We start from the raw sequence: 20004 nt of genomic DNA on the forward strand, positions 1-20004 counted from the left end.
GAATGCCCGGACGCAACTGGTCAACATGTACGGCATTACCGAAACCACCGTGCACGTGACTTACCGTGCGCTGTGCGCGGCCGATGCACAGTTGGCCGGCGTCAGCCCCATCGGCAAGCGCATCCCCGACCTGCAACTGTACGTGCTCGACGCCCAGCGTGAGCCGGTGCCGGTGGGTGTGGTGGGCGAGATGTATGTAGGCGGCGCGGGCGTCAGTCGCGGTTACTTGAACCGTGACGAGCTGACCGCCGAACGTTTCCTGGACAACCCATTCAGCCGCGAGCCGGGCGCGCGGATGTACAGGACCGGCGACCTCGGTCGCTGGCTGGCGGACGGCAGCATCGAATACCTGGGGCGCAACGACGACCAGGTGAAAATCCGTGGTTTCCGTATCGAATTGGGCGAGATCGAGGCCAAACTGGCTGCCTGCAACGGTGTCCGAGAGGCCGTGGTGGTGGCACGCCAGGACACACCGGGGGACCAACGCCTGGTGGCTTATGTGATTGCCGAAGAAGGCGAGCCACCGTCGGCCGCTGAGCTGCGCGCCGAGCTGTTGGGCTCGCTGGCGGAATACATGGTGCCCAGCGCGTTTGTGATGTTGACGGTATTCCCGCTGACCACCAATGGCAAACTCGATCGCAAGGCCTTGCCGGTGCCGGATCAGTCGTCGGTGGTGACCCGTGAATACCAAGCCCCCCAAGGCGAGGTCGAGACGACCATTGCCAGGATCTGGCAAGACCTTCTGCAGGTAGAACAGGTCGGTCGCCACGATCACTTTTTTGAAATGGGCGGCCATTCCTTATTGGCCGTGAAATTGATCGAGCGCATGCGCCAGGTCGATCTGTCAGCCGATGTACGCGTGCTGTTCGGCCAGCCGACGCTGGCGGCGCTGGCCGCGGCGGTGGGCGGCACCCAAGAAGTCCAGGTGCCGGCCAACCTCATCCCGGATGACTGTTCGCGGATCACGCCGGACATGTTGCCGCTGGCCACGTTGAGCCAGGACGAGATCGACCGCGTGGTGGCGACGGTGCCCGGTGGCGTGCGCAATGTGCAGGATATCTACGCCTTGGCGCCGCTGCAGGAAGGGATTTTGTATCACCACCTCGCGGCGGCCAAAGGCGATCCCTATCTGCAATACGTGCTGTTCGCTTTCGACAGCCGTGCACACTTGGACGTGTTCGCCAAGGCCCTGCAAGGCGTGGTGTCCAGGCATGACATCCTGCGCACTGGGGTGGTCTGGGAAAGCCTGGACGAACCGGTTCAGGTGGTTTGGCGTGAGGCCCGACTGGGTCTCGACGAGATAGAACTGGACGCTGCGCAGGGGGATATTGCCCAGCAGCTGCGTGAACGCCTGGATCCGCGTCACTATCGCCTGGACATCCGCCAGGCACCGATGATGCGGATCGGTTATGCCGAAGACGTGGCGAACAATCGCTGGGTTGGCATGTTGCTGTTCCACCACATGGTCGATGATGCGACCTCGTTGGGCATGCTCACTGCGGAAATTGGCGCGCATATGGCCGGGCGTGAGCAGCATCTGGCGGCGTCGGTGCCGTATCGCAATTACGTGGCCCAGGCGCGACTGGGTGTCAGTCGCGAGGAGCATGAAGCGTTCTTCCAGGACATGCTTGGCGATGTGGCCGAACCAACGCTGCCCTTCGGCTTGCTGGATGTGCAGGGCGATGGGCACGGGATCGAGGAAGTCCGCCAGCGGGTCGATGCCCAGCTCTGCCGGCGCCTGCGGGTGCAGGCGCGCCAGCTCGGCGTCAGCGCGGCAAGCTTGTATCACCTGGCCTGGGCGCAGGTGTTGGGCAAAGTGTCGGGCAAGGACGATGTGGTGTTCGGCACCGTATTGCTGGGGCGCATGCAGGGCGGAGAAGGAGCCGACCGTGCCTTGGGCATGTTCATCAACACGCTGCCGTTGCGCGTGAACCTGGGGGCGCAAGGTGTCCGCGCCGGGGTCAAGGCGACCCATGCCCGCTTGACGGCACTGCTGGGACACGAGCATGCCTCGCTGGTCCTGGCACAACGTTGCAGTGGCGTGGCCGCGCCGGCACCGCTGTTCAGCGCGTTGCTCAACTATCGTCATCTCGGTGCGCAGACGGCTTCCAGTGAAGCCATTGCTGCCTGGGACGGTATCCGGACGCTGGAAGGTGAAGAACGCACTAACTATCCGCTGACGTTGTCGGTGGATGACTTGGGCGAAGACTTCAACCTGACCGTCATGGCTCAGGCACCGATTGGCGCCGGGCGTGTATGCAGTTATATGCAATGCGTGCTGGAAAACCTGGTGCAGGCACTGGAGCAATCGCCGCTGGCCCCGTTGAACGGGCTGAAGATTCTGCCGCCGGCCGAGCGCCAACAGCTGATCGAAACCTGGAACACCGTGGATGTCATGTATGCCCAGGACGCATTGATCCATGGGCAATTCGAAGTCCAGGCTGCGGCGCAGCCGGATGCGACCGCAGTGGTGTTCGAAGATCGGACGCTGACCTACGGCGAACTCAACGCCCGGGCGAACCAAGTCGCTCATCGCTTGCTGTCGATGGGCATTCGTCCGGATGACCGGGTTGCGATCTGTGTCGAGCGCGGCCTGGACATGATCGTCGGCCTGCTGGGCATCCTGAAATCCGGCGCCGGTTATGTACCCGTGGACCCGGCTTATCCGGTAGAGCGCATTGCCTACCTGTTGCGCGACAGCGCGCCGGTTGCGGTGCTGGCCCAAGCCGTCACCCGTCATGCGTTGACCGAAGTCTCGGTGCCGGTGCTGGATCTCGGTGGCGGCAACTGGCAGGACGAATCCGTCGCCAACCCGCAAGTGCCGGGCCTGGATTCCAGTCATCTGGCCTATGTGATCTACACCTCGGGCTCCACTGGCTTGCCCAAGGGCGTAATGGTCGAACACCGCAACGTCGCCCGGCTGTTTTCGGCGACGCAGCCCTGGTTCGACTTTGGCCCGCAGGACGTCTGGGCCTTGTTCCACTCGTTTGCCTTCGACTTCTCGGTCTGGGAAATCTGGGGCGCATTGACCCAAGGTGGCCGCTTGCTGGTGGTGCCGCAATGGATCAGTCGTTCACCGCAAGAATGTTATGCGCTGATATGCGAGGCCGGCGTCACGGTGCTGAACCAGACGCCAAGCGCCTTCCGCCAACTGATTGCGGCCCAGGGCGAAAGCGAGCTGAACCACAACCTGCGGCACGTGGTTTTCGGCGGTGAAGCCCTGGAAACCGGGATTCTCAAGCCGTGGTACGCCCGCGAAGCGAATGCCCGGACGCAACTGGTCAACATGTACGGCATCACCGAAACGACGGTGCACGTGACTTACCGAGCACTGTGCCCGGCCGATGCACAGTTGACCGGCGTCAGCCCCATTGGCAAGCGTATCCCCGACCTGCAACTGTACGTGCTCGACGCCCAGCGTGAGCCGGTGCCGGTGGGTGTGGTGGGCGAGATGTATGTAGGCGGTGCGGGTGTCAGTCGCGGTTACTTGAACCGTGACGAACTGACCACCGAACGTTTCCTGGACAACCCGTTCAGCACCGCGCCGAACGCGCGAATGTACAAGACCGGTGATCTTGGCCGCTGGCTGGCCGACGGCAGCGTCGAATACCTGGGGCGCAACGACGACCAGGTGAAGATCCGGGGCTTCCGTATCGAGCTGGGTGAGATCGAGGCGAGCTTGGTGGCTTGCGAGGGTGTCAGTGAAGCGGTGGTCATCGCCCGTGAAGACATGCCGGGTGATAAGCGCCTGGTGGCCTACGTGATTGCCAAGGAAAACGTGCAACTGTCAGCTGCCGACCTGCGCAGCCGTTTACTGGCTTCGCTGGCGGATTACATGGTGCCCAGCGCTTTTGTCACGCTGGCCGCGTTCCCGCTGACCACCAACGGCAAGCTCGACCGCAAGGCATTGCCGGCACCGGATCAGTCGGCGGTGATCAGTCGTGAATATGAAGCGCCGCAGGGGCCGGTCGAAGCGGCCATTGCCCGGATCTGGCAAGACTTGCTCAACGTCGAGCAGATAGGACGTCACGACAACTTCTTCGAATTGGGCGGCCACTCGCTGTTGGCCGTGAAACTGATCGAACGCATGCGCCAGGTCGACCTGGCCGCCGATGTGCGCGTGCTGTTCGGCCAGCCGACCTTGGCCGCATTGGCCGCAGCCGTGGCCGGCGTCAGGGAAATCGTGGTGCCGGGCAACGCAATCCCGGACGGCTGCACGCGGATCACCCCGGACATGTTGCCCCTGGCCGACCTGGACCAGAACGCCATCGACCGGATCGTGGCGACGGTGCCGGGCGGCGTGGCGAATGTGCAGGACATCTACGGGTTGGCGCCATTGCAGGAGGGGATTCTCTACCATCACCTTGCCGCAGAGCAGGGCGATCCGTATGTGTTGCAGGTGCTGTTCGGCTTCGACAACCGCGAACGGGTGCAAGCCTTTGCCCATGCCTTGCAGAGCGTGGTGTCGCGTAACGACATCTTGCGCACCAGCATGGTCTGGCAAGGCCTGGAAGCTCCGGTGCAAGTGGTATGGCGCCATGCAACCCTGGCCCTTGAGGAGATCGAGGCAGACCCGGCCGCAGGCGATGTGGTGCAGCAGCTGCACGCGCGCTTCGACCCGCGTCATTACCGCCTCGACATCGCCCAGGCGCCGCTGATGCGCCTTGCTTATGCGCAGGACGCGGCGAATCAGCGCTGGGTCGGCATGCTGTTGTTCCATCACATGGCGCTGGATCACACGGCGCTTGAGGTGGTGGTGCATGAAATGCAGGCCAGCCTTCTGGGCGAGGGGCAATTGCTCTCGCCGGCGGTGCCGTATCGCAACCACGTGGCCCAGGCACGGCTTGGGGTCAGCCGTGAGCAACACGAAACTTTTTTCCGTGAGATGCTCGGCGATATCGACGAACCCACGCTGCCGTTCGGCCTGCAGGATGTGCAGGGCGACGGCAGCGGGATCGAGGAGGCGCACCAGGACGTGGACGCCGCGTTGGCTCAGCGTCTGCGTGCGCAGGCCCGTCAGCTCGGCGTGAGCGCGGCGAGCCTGGTCCACCTGGCCTGGGCGCAAGTGCTCGGCCGGGTGTCGGGCCGTGAAGAGGTGGTGTTCGGCACCGTGTTGATGGGACGGATGCAGGGCGGCGAAGGGGCTGATCGGGCCTTGGGCATGTTCATCAATACGCTGCCATTGCGCGTCAGCGTCGGCGCCCTAGGTGCCCGCGCCGGGGTCAGGTCGACCCACGGGCGGCTATCGGCCTTGCTGGGACACGAGCATGCCTCGCTGTCCCTGGCCCAGCGTTGCAGTGGCGTGCCGGCTTCGCTGCCCTTGTTCAGCACCTTGTTGAACTATCGGCACAGTGCCGCTGAAGCGGTGCCCGAGCATGCCGTCTCGGCCTGGCACGGCATTCAAACCCTGAGCATGGAAGAACGGACCAATTATCCGTTGTGCCTGAACGTGGACGACCTGGGCGAAGGCTTCCGGCTCACGACCCAGGCCGTGGTCGAAGTCGGTGCCCTGCGTGTCTGCGGTTATATGCACACGGCGCTGGAAAGCCTGGTGGCAGCGTTGGAGCAGACGCCGGACCGGGCATTGCGTGAGTTGTCGATTGTCCCGGTGGCGGAGCGCGAACGGTTGCTGGTGACATTCAATGCCACGCAAGCCGAATACCCGCAGGAGCAGACCATCCACGGGCTGTTCGAAGCCCAAGTGTTGCGCACCCCGGATGCCGTGGCGGTACGCCACGGCCGGCAACAGTTCAATTATCGCGAGCTCAACGGGCTCGCCAACCGCCTGGCCCATTACCTGCGCAAGCAGGGTGTGCAGCCGGATTCGCGGGTGGCGATCTGCGTCGAACGCGGCCTCGACATGGTCGTGGGGTTACTGGCGATCCTCAAGGCCGGCGGCGGTTATGTGCCGCTGGATCCGACTTATCCGCTGGATCGGATTGCCTACATGCTCGAAGACAGCGCCCCGGCGGCGATCCTGGTTCAAGGGGCCACGCGCCACTTGCTGGGCGAGACGACGGTGCCGGTGATCGATCTCGACAGGGGCGTCTGGCAGGATGAGTCAGCGCCGAACCCGCAGGTGCCGGGCCTGACCTCGTCGCACCTGGCGTATGTGATCTACACCTCGGGCTCGACCGGGCTGCCCAAGGGCGTGATGATCGAGCAGCGAAATACGGTGAACTTCCTGACTTGGGCACACCGTTCGTTTGACGCCGAAACACTGTCGAAAACCCTGTTCTCGACCTCGTTGAACTTCGACCTGGCCGTCTACGAGTGCTTCGCGCCATTGACGTGTGGCGGCAGCATTGAAGTCGTCACTAATGTGCTGGAACTGCAGCAGGTCGAGCGTGACATCACGCTGATCAACACCGTACCTTCGGCGCTCAAGGCGTTGCTGGAGTCGGGTGGCGTGGGTGGGGGCGTCGACACCGTCAACGTCGCTGGCGAGGCGCTCAAGCGCAGCCTGGTGGAGACCTTGTTCGAACAGACCCAGGTCAAACGCCTGTGCAACCTCTACGGCCCCTCGGAAACCACGACTTATTCAAGCTGGGTATCGATGGCCCGGGAAGACGGCTTTGCTGCGCACATCGGCAAACCGGTCGCCAACACCCAGTTCTACTTGCTGGATGAACACGAACAACCCGTGCCACTGGGTGTACCGGGAGAAATCTACATCGGTGGTGCCGGCGTGGCTCGCGGTTATCTCAATCGTGACGACCTGACCGCCGAACGATTCCTCACAGATCCATTCAGCAGCACGCCAAACGCCCGCATGTACAAGACTGGCGACCTGGGCCGCTACCTGCCCGATGGCAACATCGAATACCTGGGCCGCAACGACGATCAGGTGAAGATCCGCGGTTTCCGCATCGAACTGGGCGAGATCGAAGCCAAACTCGCCCAGCATCCTAGTCTCAAGGAAACCGTGGTCCTGGCCCGGGAAGACGTACCAGGTGACAAACGCCTGGTCGCCTATTTCACCCAACACTCGCCAGACGAAACAGTCGATATCGAAGCCTTGCGTACGCACCTGCAAGCGCAACTGCCGGCCTACATGGTGCCCGCCGCCTACGTGCGACTCGAGGCGTTGCCACTGACGCCGAACGGCAAGCTGGACCGCAAGGCACTGCCGGCGCCGGATCTCGATGCCGTCATTTCCCGTGGCTACGAAGCCCCACAAGGTGAGCTCGAAACCACCCTGGCGCAGATCTGGCAAGACCTGCTGGGCCTGCCACAGGTCGGTCGTCATGACCAGTTCTTCGAACTGGGTGGCCACTCGTTGCTGGCGATCCAGTTGATTTCCCAGGTGCGCCTGCGCCTGGGCGTGGAACTGAGCCTGGCCGAGCTGTTCGCCCATCCCCAGCTCATGGGCTTGGCGCAAGCCGTGGCCCGGGCCGGGCGCAGCACATTGCCGGAGATCGTCCGGGTTGCCCGTGATGAAGACCTGCCCCTGTCGTTCGCCCAGCAGCGCCTGTGGTTCCTGGCGCAGATGGAAGGTGCCAGCGCGGCCTATCACATGCCTGCCGGGCTGCGTCTGCGCGGCGTGCTGGACCGTTTCGCCTTGCAGCGGGCGCTGGATCGCATCGTTGCCCGTCACGAGGCTTTGCGGACCACCTTCGTGCAGGATCAGGGCCAGGAGGCACGGCAGTGCATTGCGCCTGCCGACGCCGGGTTCGCGCTGCTCCAGGATGATCTGTCCGGCCAGGTTGATGCCGAAGACCAACTGCAGGTGCTGGTGGTGCAGGAAGCCACGGACGCCTTTGACCTGGAGCACGGCCCGTTGATTCGGGGCCGGCTGATTCGTCTCGGCAGCGAGGACCATGTGCTGCTGGTGACCATGCACCACATCGTTTCGGATGGCTGGTCCATCGGCGTGTTGATCAAGGAACTGGCGGCGCTCTATGAAGCGTTCCGGCATGAACTGGAGGATCCGCTGCCGGCCCTGGCGGTGCAGTACAGCGACTACGCCGTCTGGCAACGCCGCTGGTTGAGCGGCGAGGTGCTGCACACCCAGAGCAACTACTGGCAGCAGACCCTGGCCGACGCGCCAGCGTTGCTGATGCTACCCACCGATCGGGTCCGTCCGCCACAGCAGGACTACGCTGGGGCGGCGTTGCCGGTGACCTTCGACGCGGACTTGACCGCAAGTCTCAAGGCGCTGAGCCAGCGCCACGGCGTCACGCTGTACATGACGTTGATGGCCGCCTGGGGTGCGTTGTTGAGCCGGCTTTCGGGCCAGGATGAAGTGGTGATTGGTTCGCCGGTGGCCAACCGCACGCGCTCGGAAGTCGAAGGGCTGATCGGCCTTTTCGTCAACACCCTCGCAGTGCGCGTCGATCTCTCGTCAGCTCCGACGGTCGAAACGCTGCTGGCGCGGGTCAAGACCCAGGCCCTCGGCGCCCAGGCGCATCAGGACCTGCCGTTCGAGCAGGTGGTGGAACTGCTCAATCCGGTGCGCAGCCTGGCCCACAGTCCGCTGTTCCAGGCCATGCTGTCGTGGCAGACCCTGGACAGCACTGAATTGGTGTTGGGCGATCTGAAACTCGAAGGTCTGGGCGCGGCGAGCAACATCGCCAAGTTCGACCTGTCCCTGGAAGTGGGCGAGGTCCAAGGGCAGATGTTCGGCTCCCTCGAGTACGCCACGGCGTTGTTCGACGAGAGTACGGTGCAGCGTTATCTCGGCTATTTCGAGCGCCTGCTGCGGGCCATGGTGGCCGGTGACCAGACCGTGATCGAGCGAATCGCGCTGCTGGACGACGCCGAACGTAAACATTTGCTGGCGGACCTCAACGCAACCCAGACAGCGTACCCCCGTGAGCAGACGATCCATCAGCTGTTCGAGGCCCAGGTCGTGGTCCGGCCGGATGCCACAGCCGTGGTGTTCGAGGGTGAGCGGCTGAGCTACGTCGAACTGAACCGCCAGGCCAATCAGGTGGCCCATCACCTGATCGAACTGGGTATTCGCCCGGATGATCGGGTGGCGATCTGTGTCGAACGCGGTATCGACATGCTGGTCGGCCTGTTGGCGATCCTCAAGGCCGGTGCCGGTTACGTGCCACTCGATCCAGCGTACCCGGCCGAACGATTGGCCTACATGCTTGCCAACAGTACCCCGACGGCGCTGCTGACCCAGCGTGAGCTGCAAGGGCGTCTGCCGGTGTCGGCGGCGCCGGTGGTGCTGCTCGACCACAACGAGCGTGTTGCTTGCGGCATTGCCGCCGGGCGTGACGACAACCCGGTCGTCGCATCCCTGGGCGTGCACCACCTGGCCTACGTGATCTACACCTCGGGCTCCACCGGCAACCCCAAGGGGGTGATGATCGAACACCGGGGCCTGGTCAACTACTGCGTCGATGCGGTCCGGCTGTTCGGCCTGACACCGGCCGACACGGTGCTGCAACAGAACACCCTGAACTTTGACCTGTCGGTGGAAGAGATCTTCCCGACGCTGCTTGCCGGCGCCACCCTGGCACCCACCCGGCAGCTGTTTGGCAGTGCCGAATTGCAAAACAATGGCGATATCCGCCCGACCTTCCTGCACCTGACGGCAGCCCATTGGCACACCCTTGCGGCCGAGTGGCACAACGCGCCGGCCCAGGCGCGGGACCATCTGTGCGATGTGCGGCTGATCAACGTCACCGGCGATGCCTTGTCGACGCAAAAATTGCAGATGTGGGACGCGGTTCGCCCGGCGCATACCCGGTTGATCAACACCTATGGCCCGACCGAGGCAACGGTTTCATGTACCGCCGCGTACATGGAACATGTCTCGGCCAGTGACGCTGTCGGTAATGCCAGCATCGGCAAGCCGATGGCCAACACCCGAATTTACCTGCTCGATGCGCACCGTCAACCGGTGCCGTTCGGGGTCACCGGGGAAATTTTCATCGGTGGCGAAGGCGTGGCGCGTGGTTACCTGAACCTTGACGCTATCAGCGCCGAGCGTTTCCTGGCCGATCCTTTCAGCGACCAGCCCGGTGCCCGCATGTACAAGACCGGTGACCTGGCCCGCTATCGTCCGGACGGACGCCTCGAATACCTGGGCCGCAACGACTTCCAGGTCAAGGTCCGGGGATTCCGAATCGAACTGGGCGAGATCGAGGCCCGACTGGGCCATTGTGCCGAGGTCAAGGAAGCGGCAGTGATCGTGCGCGAAGACACCCCCGGCGATAAACGCCTGGTGGCCTATGTGGTACCGCAGGCTGAAACGAGCCTGGACGCCGCGACCCTGCGCGCGCAACTGTCGACGCAACTGGCCGAATACATGCTGCCGAGCGCATTCGTCAGCCTGGCCGCGCTGCCGCTGACACCGAACCGCAAGCTCGACCGCCAGGCGCTGCCGGCACCCGATGCCGAGGCCTACGCCAGCCGCAGCCATGAAGCGCCTCAGGGCAGCACTGAAGTCGCCCTGGCGCAGATCTGGCAAACGATGCTCAAGGTCGAGTCGGTGGGGCGCCATGATCACTTCTTCGAACTGGGTGGTCATTCACTGCTGGTGATGCGCTTGATTGCCCAGGTGCGTGAACAACTGGGTGTCGAGCTGAGCCTGAACGATGTCTTCGCACAACCGCAGCTGAGCGCGCTGGCCCAGGTGCTTTCCCGGGCGGCCCGCAGCACCCGGCCAGACATTGTGCCGGTGTCCCGCGAGCAGGTGTTGCCGTTGTCGTTCGCCCAGCAGCGCCTGTGGTTCCTGGCGCAACTGGACGGCAGCAGTGCGGCGTATCACATCCCTACCGGTCTGCGCCTGCGGGGCACGCTGGATATCCCGGCGCTGACGCGTGCACTGGACCGTATCGTCGCCCGCCATGAAGCCCTGCGCACCACCTTCGTGCAGGAGCAAGGACAGGAAACGCGGCAACGCATTGCGCCGGCTGACAGCGGCTTCGCGCTGCAAGTGCAGGTCCTGGCGGGGCGTCCGGACGCCGAAACCGAACTGTTGGGCATGGCCGAGGAAGAGGCTCGCCAAGCCTTTGACCTGGCCCACGGTCCGCTGGTGCGTGGCCGGCTGATTCGCATGGCTGATGATGATCACGTGCTGTTGGTGACCCTGCATCACATCGTTTCGGATGGATGGTCTGCCGATCTGCTGACCCATGAGTTGGGCGTGTTGTACGAGGCGTTCAGCCAAGGTCGGGATGATCCGCTGCCGGCCTTGCCGATCCAGTACGCCGACTATGCCCTCTGGCAACGGCGCTGGCTCACGGGTGATGTGCTGGAGACACAGGAGCGTTACTGGCAGCAAGCCCTGGCCGACGCCCCGGCACTGCTGACGTTGCCGACTGACCGGCCACGGCCGGCCCAGCAGGATCACTCCGGCAGTGCGGTGGGCGTCGTCCTCGATGAAACCCTGACCCAAGGCCTCAAAGCGTTGAGCCAACGCCATGGCGCCACCTTGTTCATGACGGTCATGGCGGCCTGGGCCACGGTGCTCAGTCGCCTGTCTGGTCAGAACGACGTGGTCATCGGCACGCCGGTGGCGAATCGCATGCAATCGGAGGTTGAAGACCTGATCGGCCTGTTCGTCAACACCCTGGCGCTGCGCGTCGATGTGGTGGCCGAACTGACGGTTCAAACCTTGCTGCAACAGGTGAAGGCCCAGACCCTGGGCGCCCAGGCGCATCAGGACTTGCCGTTCGAACAGGTGGTGGAGGTGGTCCGGCCATTGCGCAGCCTGTCCCACAGTCCGGTATTCCAGGCCATGTTGTCTTGGCAGAACAACGAAACCACCGGGCTGGAACTGGGTGATATGTCCCTGCAAGGGCTGGGCGTGACCAGTCGTACCGCGAAGTTCGATGTGTTGCTGGACATGGCGTTGATCGATGGGCGCCTGTTCGGTTCGCTGGAATACGCCACGGCGCTGTTCGATCAGAGCACGATGGAACGCTACCTCGGTTACTTGGAGTGCGTGCTGCGCGCCATGGTCGCTGACGAGCAGGCTCTCGTGGCGCAGATCCCGCTGCTGGGTGACAGCGAGCGCCAGCACTTGGTGCAAGCGTTCAATGCCACCACGGTCGACTATCCGCAAGGCCTGACCTTGCACGGCTTGTTCGAGGTACGTGTTGATACATGCCCGGACGCTGTAGCCGTGGTGTCCGACGAAGAACAGCTGAGCTATGCGCAACTGAACCATCGCGCCAATCAGGTCGCCCATCGACTGATCGCCCTGGGCATTCGCCCGGACGACCGCGTGGCGATCTGCGTGGAGCGCGGCGTGGACATGGTGGCCGGCCTGTTGGGCATCCTCAAGTCCGGCGCGGCGTATGTGCCGCTGGACCCGGATTATCCGCAGGATCGCCTGGCCTACATGCTGGAAAACAGTGCGCCAACGGTGGTGCTGACCCAGCGTGCCTTGCAGGCCAGCCTGCCGGCTACGCAGGCGCTAACCCTGCTGCTGGATGAGGCGGAAGGTTTCTCGACGCAGCCAACCGACAATCCGCAGGTCGATGGCTTGCATGCCAATCACTTGGCCTACGTCATCTACACCTCGGGTTCTACCGGCCTGCCCAAAGGCGTCATGAACGAGCACGGCGGGGTGGTCAACCGCCTGCTGTGGATGCAGCAGCAATACCAGCTGAGCGCTGCCGATGCGGTGCTGCAAAAAACTCCGTTCAGCTTCGACGTGTCGGTGTGGGAGTTCTTCTGGCCGCTGTTCAGCGGCGCACGGCTGGTGATGGCCCGTCCTGGTGGGCATCGCGATCCGGCATACCTGCGCGACGTGATCCAGGCCCAAGGCATCACCACGTTGCACTTTGTGCCATCGATGCTCGACGTGTTCCTGGCCCATGGCGAGGCGAGCGAGTGCGAAGGTCTGGTGCGGGTGATGTGCAGCGGCGAGGCCTTGCCGGGGCATCTGGTGCGACGCTTCAAGGCGCAACTGCCGAAAACCGGACTGCATAACTTGTACGGCCCGACCGAAGCGGCGGTGGATGTGACTGCGTGGGACTGCGCGGGTGCAGAGACACCGGACAGCACACCCATCGGCAAGCCGATTGCCAACACGCGGATCTACCTGCTCGATGCCCATCGACAGCCAGTGCCCATGGGCGTGGCCGGGGAGATTTACATCGGCGGGGTCCAGGTGGCGCGGGGTTACCTGCACCGTCCTGAATTGACTGCCGAGCGTTTCCTCAAGGATCCGTTCAGCCAGGCTTCGAATGCGCGGATGTACCGCACCGGGGATCTGGGTCGCTACTTGCCGGACGGCAACATCGATTACCTGGGCCGCAACGATGACCAGGTGAAAATCCGCGGCTTCCGCATCGAGTTGGGTGAGATCGAAGCCCGGCTGGCGCAACACGACGCGGTGAAGGAAGCCGTGGTGCTGGCCCGTGAAGAGGTGCCGGGCGAGAAACGCCTGGTGGCTTACTTCACGACGCATTCCGCTGACGAGACTGCCGACATCGAAAACTTGCGGGCTCACCTGCAAGGGCAGTTGCCTGAATACATGGTGCCGAGCGCCTATGTGCGACTCGACGCCTTACCCCTGACGCCGAACGGCAAGTTGGACCGCAAGGCATTGCCGGCACCGGACTTGGCTTCGGTGATTACCCGGGAATACGAAGCACCCCAGGGCACCGTCGAAACGACGCTGGCGCAGCTTTGGGCCGAATTGCTCCAGGTCGAGCGGGTGGGGCGTCACGACCACTTCTTCGAACTGGGTGGGCATTCACTGTTGGCGGTCACGTTGATCGAACGCATGCGCCAGGCGGGCTTGAGCGCCGATGTCCGGGTGCTGTTCGGCCAGCCGACGCTGGCAGCCTTGGCGGCGGCAGTGGGGCGCACGATGGAGATTGTCGTGCCGGGCAACGGTATTGCCCCAGGGTGCGAGCGGATCACACCGGACATGCTGCCGCTTATCGATCTGTCTCAAGGCGAGATCGAGCAGATTGTCGCAACGGTGCCCGGCGGTGTGGCGAACGTCCAGGACATCTACGCCCTGGCGCCGTTGCAGGAAGGGATCCTGTATCACCACCTGGCTTCGCAGCAGGGCGATCTCTATCTGCAGCAGGCCACGTTCAATCTCAAGGATCGGGCCCGGCTGGATGCCTTTGTCAACGCCTTGCAAGGTGTCATCGATCGGCACGACATTCTGCGCACCGGCGTGCTGTGGGAAGGCCTGCGCGAACCGGTCCAAGTGGTGCTGCGCCAGGCGCAGTTGGTTCTGGAAGAGTGTGTTTTCGATCCGAGTCATGACATTGCCGAGCAACTGTTGGAACGCTTCAATCCGCAACACGTGCGGCTAGATGTACGCCAGGCACCGCTGATGCGCCTGGCGTTCACCCATGACGTCGCCAACCAGCGTTGGATCGCCATGCTGTTGTTCCATCACATGGCCCTCGATCACACGGCGCTGGAAGTGGTGCAGCACGAAATGCAGGCGCACTTGCTGGGCCAGGCCGATCAATTGGGCGAAGCAGTGCCGTTCCGCAATTATGTGGCCCAGGCCCGTCTGGGTATTAGCCGCGAGGAACATGAAGGGTTCTTCCGCGAGATGTTGGGCGATCTTGACGAGCCAACGCTGCCGTTCGGCTTGCTGGATGTCCGTGGCGACGGCAGCGATATCGAAGCCGCCGGGCTGAATCTCTCTGCCGACCTGAGCCGCCGTTTGCGGGCCCAGGCCCGCCAGTTGGGGGTGAGCGCCGCGAGCCTGCATCACCTGGCCTGGGCGCAAGTGCTGGGGCAAGTCTCGGGCAAACAGGATGTGGTATTCGGTACCGTGCTGATGGGCCGGATGCAGGGTGGCGACGGCGCCGACCGTGCGCTGGGCATGTTCATCAACACCTTGCCGTTGCGGGTGGATGTCGGTAGCCAAAGCGTACGTGATGGAGTGAAAGCCACTCATGCTCGCCTGACCGGGTTGTTGGGGCACGAGCATGCCTCGCTGGCCTTGGCTCAGCGTTGCAGCGGCGTGGCCGCACCGATGCCGTTGTTCAATGCCTTGCTCAATTATCGGCACAGCGCAATGGGTACGGCTTCGAGCGAAGCGTTGGCAGCCTGGGATGGCATCGAGGCCTTGGGCAGTGAAGAGCGCACCAACTACCCGCTGACCTTGTCGGTGGATGACCTTGGCGAAGGTTTCAGTGTTTCGGCGCTGGCGGTGCCGCAGATCGGTGCGCAACGGATGTGTGTCTACATGAACATTGCCTTGGAGCATCTGGTGCAAGCGCTGGAGCAGGCGCCGCAAACGCCGTTGAACAGCGCATCGATCCTGCCGTCTGCCGAGCGTCGTCAGTTGCTGGTGGATTTCAATGCCACCACGCGGCGTTATCCGCAGGACAAGACCGTCCAGGGCTTGTTCGAGGCGCAGGCCCAGGCACGTCCGGATGCAACGGCAGTCGTGCACAACGCACAGTGTCTGACTTACGCCGAGTTGAATAGCCGGGCCAATCGCCTGGCCCGTCACCTGATCGGCCTAGGGGTTCAACCGGGCGATCGGGTGGCGATTGGGCTGCAGCGTTCGATTGAGTTGCTGGTCAGCCAATTGGCGATCCTCAAGTGCGCCGCCGTCTATGTGCCGCTGGATGTCAGCGCGCCTATCGAGCGCCAGCAGTTCATGGTGCAGGACAGCGGGGCTCGGATCCTGCTGGCGCTGAGCACGGCTACGGTTCCTGGAGACGCGCTGCGTGTGGACCTGGATACCGTCGTGATGGATGAAGCATTCGGCGATCTGAACCTGATGCAAAGCGCCGAATCGGTCGCCTACGTGATGTACACCTCCGGTTCCACCGGCACACCCAAAGGCGTGCTGGTGCCGCACCGGGCGATCAATCGCCTGGTGATCAACAACGGTTATGCCGACTTCAACGCCGAAGATCGGGTGGCCTTCGCCTCCAACCCAGCGTTTGACGCCAGCACCCTCGACGTCTGGGCACCCTTGCTCAACGGCGGCTGTGTGGTCGTGGTCGAGCAGGATGTCCTGCTGTCCCAGGAGCGTTTCCGTGGGCTGTTGCTCGAGCACTCGATCAGCGTGTTGTGGATGACCGCCGGGCTGTTCCATCAATACGCCGACGGTCTGATGAGCGTATTCGGACAACTGCGTTACTTGATCGTGGGCGGCGATGTGCTTGACCCCGCGGTGATCGGTCGTGTCCTCAAGGATGGCGCACCGGCTCACTTGCTCAACGGTTATGGCCCGACCGAAGCCACTACCTTCACCACCACTCACGAAATCAACAGCGTGGGCGAGGGCGGAATCCCGATTGGTCGGCCTATCGGCAACACCCGCGTCTATGTGTTGGACAGCACCCAGCAGCCAGTGCCCATCGGCGTGGCGGGCGAGTTGTACATCGCTGGCGACGGCGTGGCGAAAGGGTATCTGAATCGTCCCGAGCTGACCGCCGAGAAGTTTATCGCCGACCCGTTCAGTGCCGATCCGCAGGCCTTGCTCTACCGCACCGGCGACCTGGCGCGCTGGCGCGCGGATGGCACGGTCGATTACCTCGGTCGTAACGACGACCAGGTGAAGATCCGTGGTTTCCGTATCGAACTGGGGGAAATCGAAGCCCGGCTCGCCGAGCATGACAACGTCAAGGATGTGGTCATCCTGGTGCGTGAAGATGCCCCTGGGGAGAAACGCCTGGTGGCTTACTTCACACTGCGCGACCCGGATGTCGCGACGGAGATCGAGGCGCTGCGGGCTCACCTGCACGCGCAGCTGCCGGACTACATGATTCCAGCAGCCTATGTTCACCTCGACGGGCTGCCGTTGACCGCCAATGGCAAGCTCGACCGCAAGGCATTGCCGGCACCGGACCAGGAGGCCGTTGTCAGCCGCGGCTACGAAGCCCCGCAAGGCGAAGTCGAAAGCGTGCTCGCGCAGATCTGGCAAGACTTGCTGGGCCTGCAACGCATCGGTCGCCATGACAACTTCTTCGAACTGGGCGGGCATTCCCTGTTGGCGATCCGCTTGGTGGGGCTGCTGGCCCAAGCCAACCTGACGGTGTCGCTGGCCGAGTTGTTCCAGCACGAGAGTATCGCGTCCATGGCATCAATGCTGCAGACCCGCTCCACCGATGTCCCCGTGCAGGAGGCTTTTGTGCCGGTGCGCACCACCGGTCAGCAGAACCCGCTGTTCCTGGTGCATGAGTTCAGCGGGCTTGACCTCTACTTCCCGGCACTGGGCAAGCACATCGACCCGGATGTTCCGGTCTATGGCCTGCCGGCCATCCCGTGGGGCGAGCCACAGCTGCAAACGATGGAGTGCCTGGCTTCGCGGCTGGTGGGCATCATTCGTTCGGTCCAGGCCCATGGTCCCTATCGGCTGGCCGGCTGGTCGTTCGGTGGCGTGCTGGCTTATGAAATCGCGATCCAGCTCATTGGCCTGGACGAAGAGGTTGAGTTCGTTGGCCTGATCGACAGCTACCTGCCTCGGTTGGTGGACCAGGGTAGAGAACGCTGGTCTCCGGACGAAGCCCACAAACGGCATTTGCTGGACCGTTGCGAGGTGTTCTGGGAGGCTTCGACAGCCGGCGAGGCGGACCTCGCAGCGGTCCTCGGCAAACTGACTCATCTGCTGACTCAACTGGGCGACTTCGAGTTCGAAGGCCTGGTGCAGCGGTGCAGTGACGAAGGCCTGTTGCCGGCGGAACTGGCGAGCTACAGCGCGGCCCAGCTCTGGTATTACCTGGATCGCGAGGTCGCCCACGGTCATGCGCTGGCCCATTACTCGGTGTATCCAATCTCCGTGCCGGTGCACCTGCTGGTCGCCGAGGAGCGCAAGGACGATGCGCCCGAGCATTCCGGTTACCTGGGTTGGGACGCCGTCCTGCCGAAGACACAGATGCACTGCGTCAAGGTGCCGGGTAACCACCAGACGATGATGCAGGCCCCACAGATCAAGGCATTGGGCCGGGCCATCGACGATGCTTTGCGTACCGTCGCATCGCGTCCGGTGAAGTTGTCGAGGAGCAGTTACCAGCCGCTGTTGACAATCCAGGGCGGGCGCGCCGATCGGGCTCCAATCTTCTGTGTGCCAGGAGCAGGCGACAGCGTGACCGGCTTTATTGGGCTGACCGATGCCTTCGGCCCGGACTGGCCAATCCATGGCCTGCAACCCCGTGGGCTGGACGGCAGCACAGAGCCTTTCAGCCTGGTGGAAACCGCCGCCCAGGCGTACCTCGAAGCGATCGACAGGGTGCAACCGAAGGGGCCGGTGCATCTGCTCGGCCATTCCTTCGGTGGCTGGATCGTCTTCGAAATGGCGGCCCGCCTGCATGCCCGTGGACGCAAGGTGGCCTCGTTGACGCTGATCGACAGTGAGTCGCCGGGCGGCAACGGCGTGGTGGGCAAGCCTTATACCGCGACGGGGGTCTTGAAGCGGCTGATCGAGGCAATGCAGCTGGCTTCCGGCAAGTCCCTGGGGATCGATGCGACGGTCTTCGGTGCCCAGGACGATACCGCCCAGATGCGCTTGCTGCATGCCGGTATGGTCCGCGCCGGCATGCTGCCGCAGCGTTCGGCGGTGGATTCGATGCGAGGTCCGGCGCGGGCTTTTGGCACGGCCTTGCGCACGGTTTATCAGCCTCAACATCAATACACCGGGCCGGTGCGGCTGGTGCTGGCGAATGATCCAACCCTGGACACGGCCGGTAACAAACGCGAACAGGAACAAATGATCGAAGGATGGCGCAAGCATATCCCTGACCTCAGTATCTGGTACGGTCCGGGTAACCACTTCACGATCCTCAAGGCCCCTCACGTACACAACCTGGCAGCCTGGTGGCAGGACAGCCTTCCCATGCTCGATGAGGAGGCCGCCAGTGATTGCGTCTAGCCGTCCTTCCTTCGCGCGCATCCATGGAGCCCGGCGCCACACTGGCCGGGCCTGAAATCAACGCACTCATGGTTATTTATGGAAAAGTCGAAGTTTCGCAAAATCGCTATCGTGCTCGTACTGGTCGTGGTGGCCGGTCTGATTTTCTACAGCGCTCAATCGCCGGGCAAACCGCCGGATTACCTGACCGCTGTGGTCGAGCGCACGGATATCGAGAACGCGGTGTTGGCGTCCGGGACGCTGCAGGGCATCAAGCAGGTCGACGTCGGTGCCCAGGTGTCGGGCCAGTTGAAATCCCTCAAGGTGAAATTGGGCGACAAGGTCAAGAAGGGCCAGTGGCTGGCGGAAATCGATCCGATGCTGGCCCAGAACTCACTGCGCCAGACCCTGGTCAACGAAGAGAACCTGGTGGCTAAGCGGCAGGCCACGGCGGCGCAACTCAAGGACGCCAAGGCCACCTATGATCGCTACAAAAAACTGCAACCGGACGATGCGATCTCCAAGCAGGAGTACGAGACCGCCGAGTCGAACTACAAGGTTGAAGCGGCCAATCTGCTCTCCCTTGATGCGCAGATCAAGGACGCTCGTATCCAGGTGGAAACCGCGCGGGTCAACCTGGCCTACACCCACATCGTCGCGCCGATCGATGGCTATGTGGTGGGGATCGTGACCCAGGAAGGCCAGACGGTGATTGCCGAGCAACTGGCGCCGGTCCTGCTCAAGCTCGCTGACCTGGACACCATGACGGTCAAGGCCCAGGTGTCGGAAGCCGATGTGATTCACATCGTCCCCGGCCAGGAGGTGTATTTCACCATCCTGGGCGAATCGGAAAAGCGTTACTACGCCAAGCTGCGCGGCACGGAGCCGGCGCCGCAGAACTTCCTCGAAACCCAGGCCGCCGGGACGCCAAAACAAAATACCGCGGTGTTCTACAACAGCCTCTTCGACGTGCCGAACCCCGACCATCGCCTGCGCATTTCCATGACGGCCCAGGTCCGTATCGTCCTGGACAAGGCCAAGGACGTATTGACCGTTCCCGTTGCCGCCCTGGGTGCGAAAAACCAGGATGGCAGCTTCGTGGTCCGGGTGCTGGACGCCGAAGGCAAGGCCCAGCCGCGCAACGTGCAGACGGGCATCAACAACAACGTCAGGGCCGAGATCAAGGATGGCTTGGCTGAAGGTGACAAGGTCGTCATCGGCGAGCCGACCCCAGCCGTGGCGGGAGCCTGACC

At 63.3% G+C, this 20004-nt stretch carries 2 protein-coding genes (1 of these 2 running past the window's edge); both read left to right on the forward strand.

The window, feature by feature from the left end; all coding sequences use genetic code 11:
• Nucleotides 1-18772, forward strand: the 3' portion of a protein-coding gene (locus tag QNH97_RS12275; protein ID WP_283557064.1) for a non-ribosomal peptide synthetase. 12167 nt of this gene lie to the left of the window's left edge; only the last 18772 of its 30939 coding nucleotides appear in the window; the start codon falls outside the window, past its left edge; its stop codon occupies nt 18770-18772.
• Between the two features lie 78 nt (nt 18773-18850).
• Nucleotides 18851-20002 (forward strand): macrolide transporter subunit MacA, encoded by a 1152-nt coding sequence (gene macA / locus QNH97_RS12280; RefSeq protein ID WP_025213909.1) that lies wholly within the window; start codon nt 18851-18853, stop codon nt 20000-20002.
• Nucleotides 20003-20004 lie beyond the last annotated feature (2 nt).

The organism is Pseudomonas sp. G2-4, from assembly GCF_030064125.1.
Lineage (GTDB): Bacteria > Pseudomonadota > Gammaproteobacteria > Pseudomonadales > Pseudomonadaceae > Aquipseudomonas.

Excerpts from the sequence above, each read along its gene's own strand:
- macA (WP_025213909.1), top strand. The coding sequence starts at position 18,851 with ATGGAAAAGTCGAAGTTTCGCAAAATCGCTATCGTGCTCGTACTGGTC.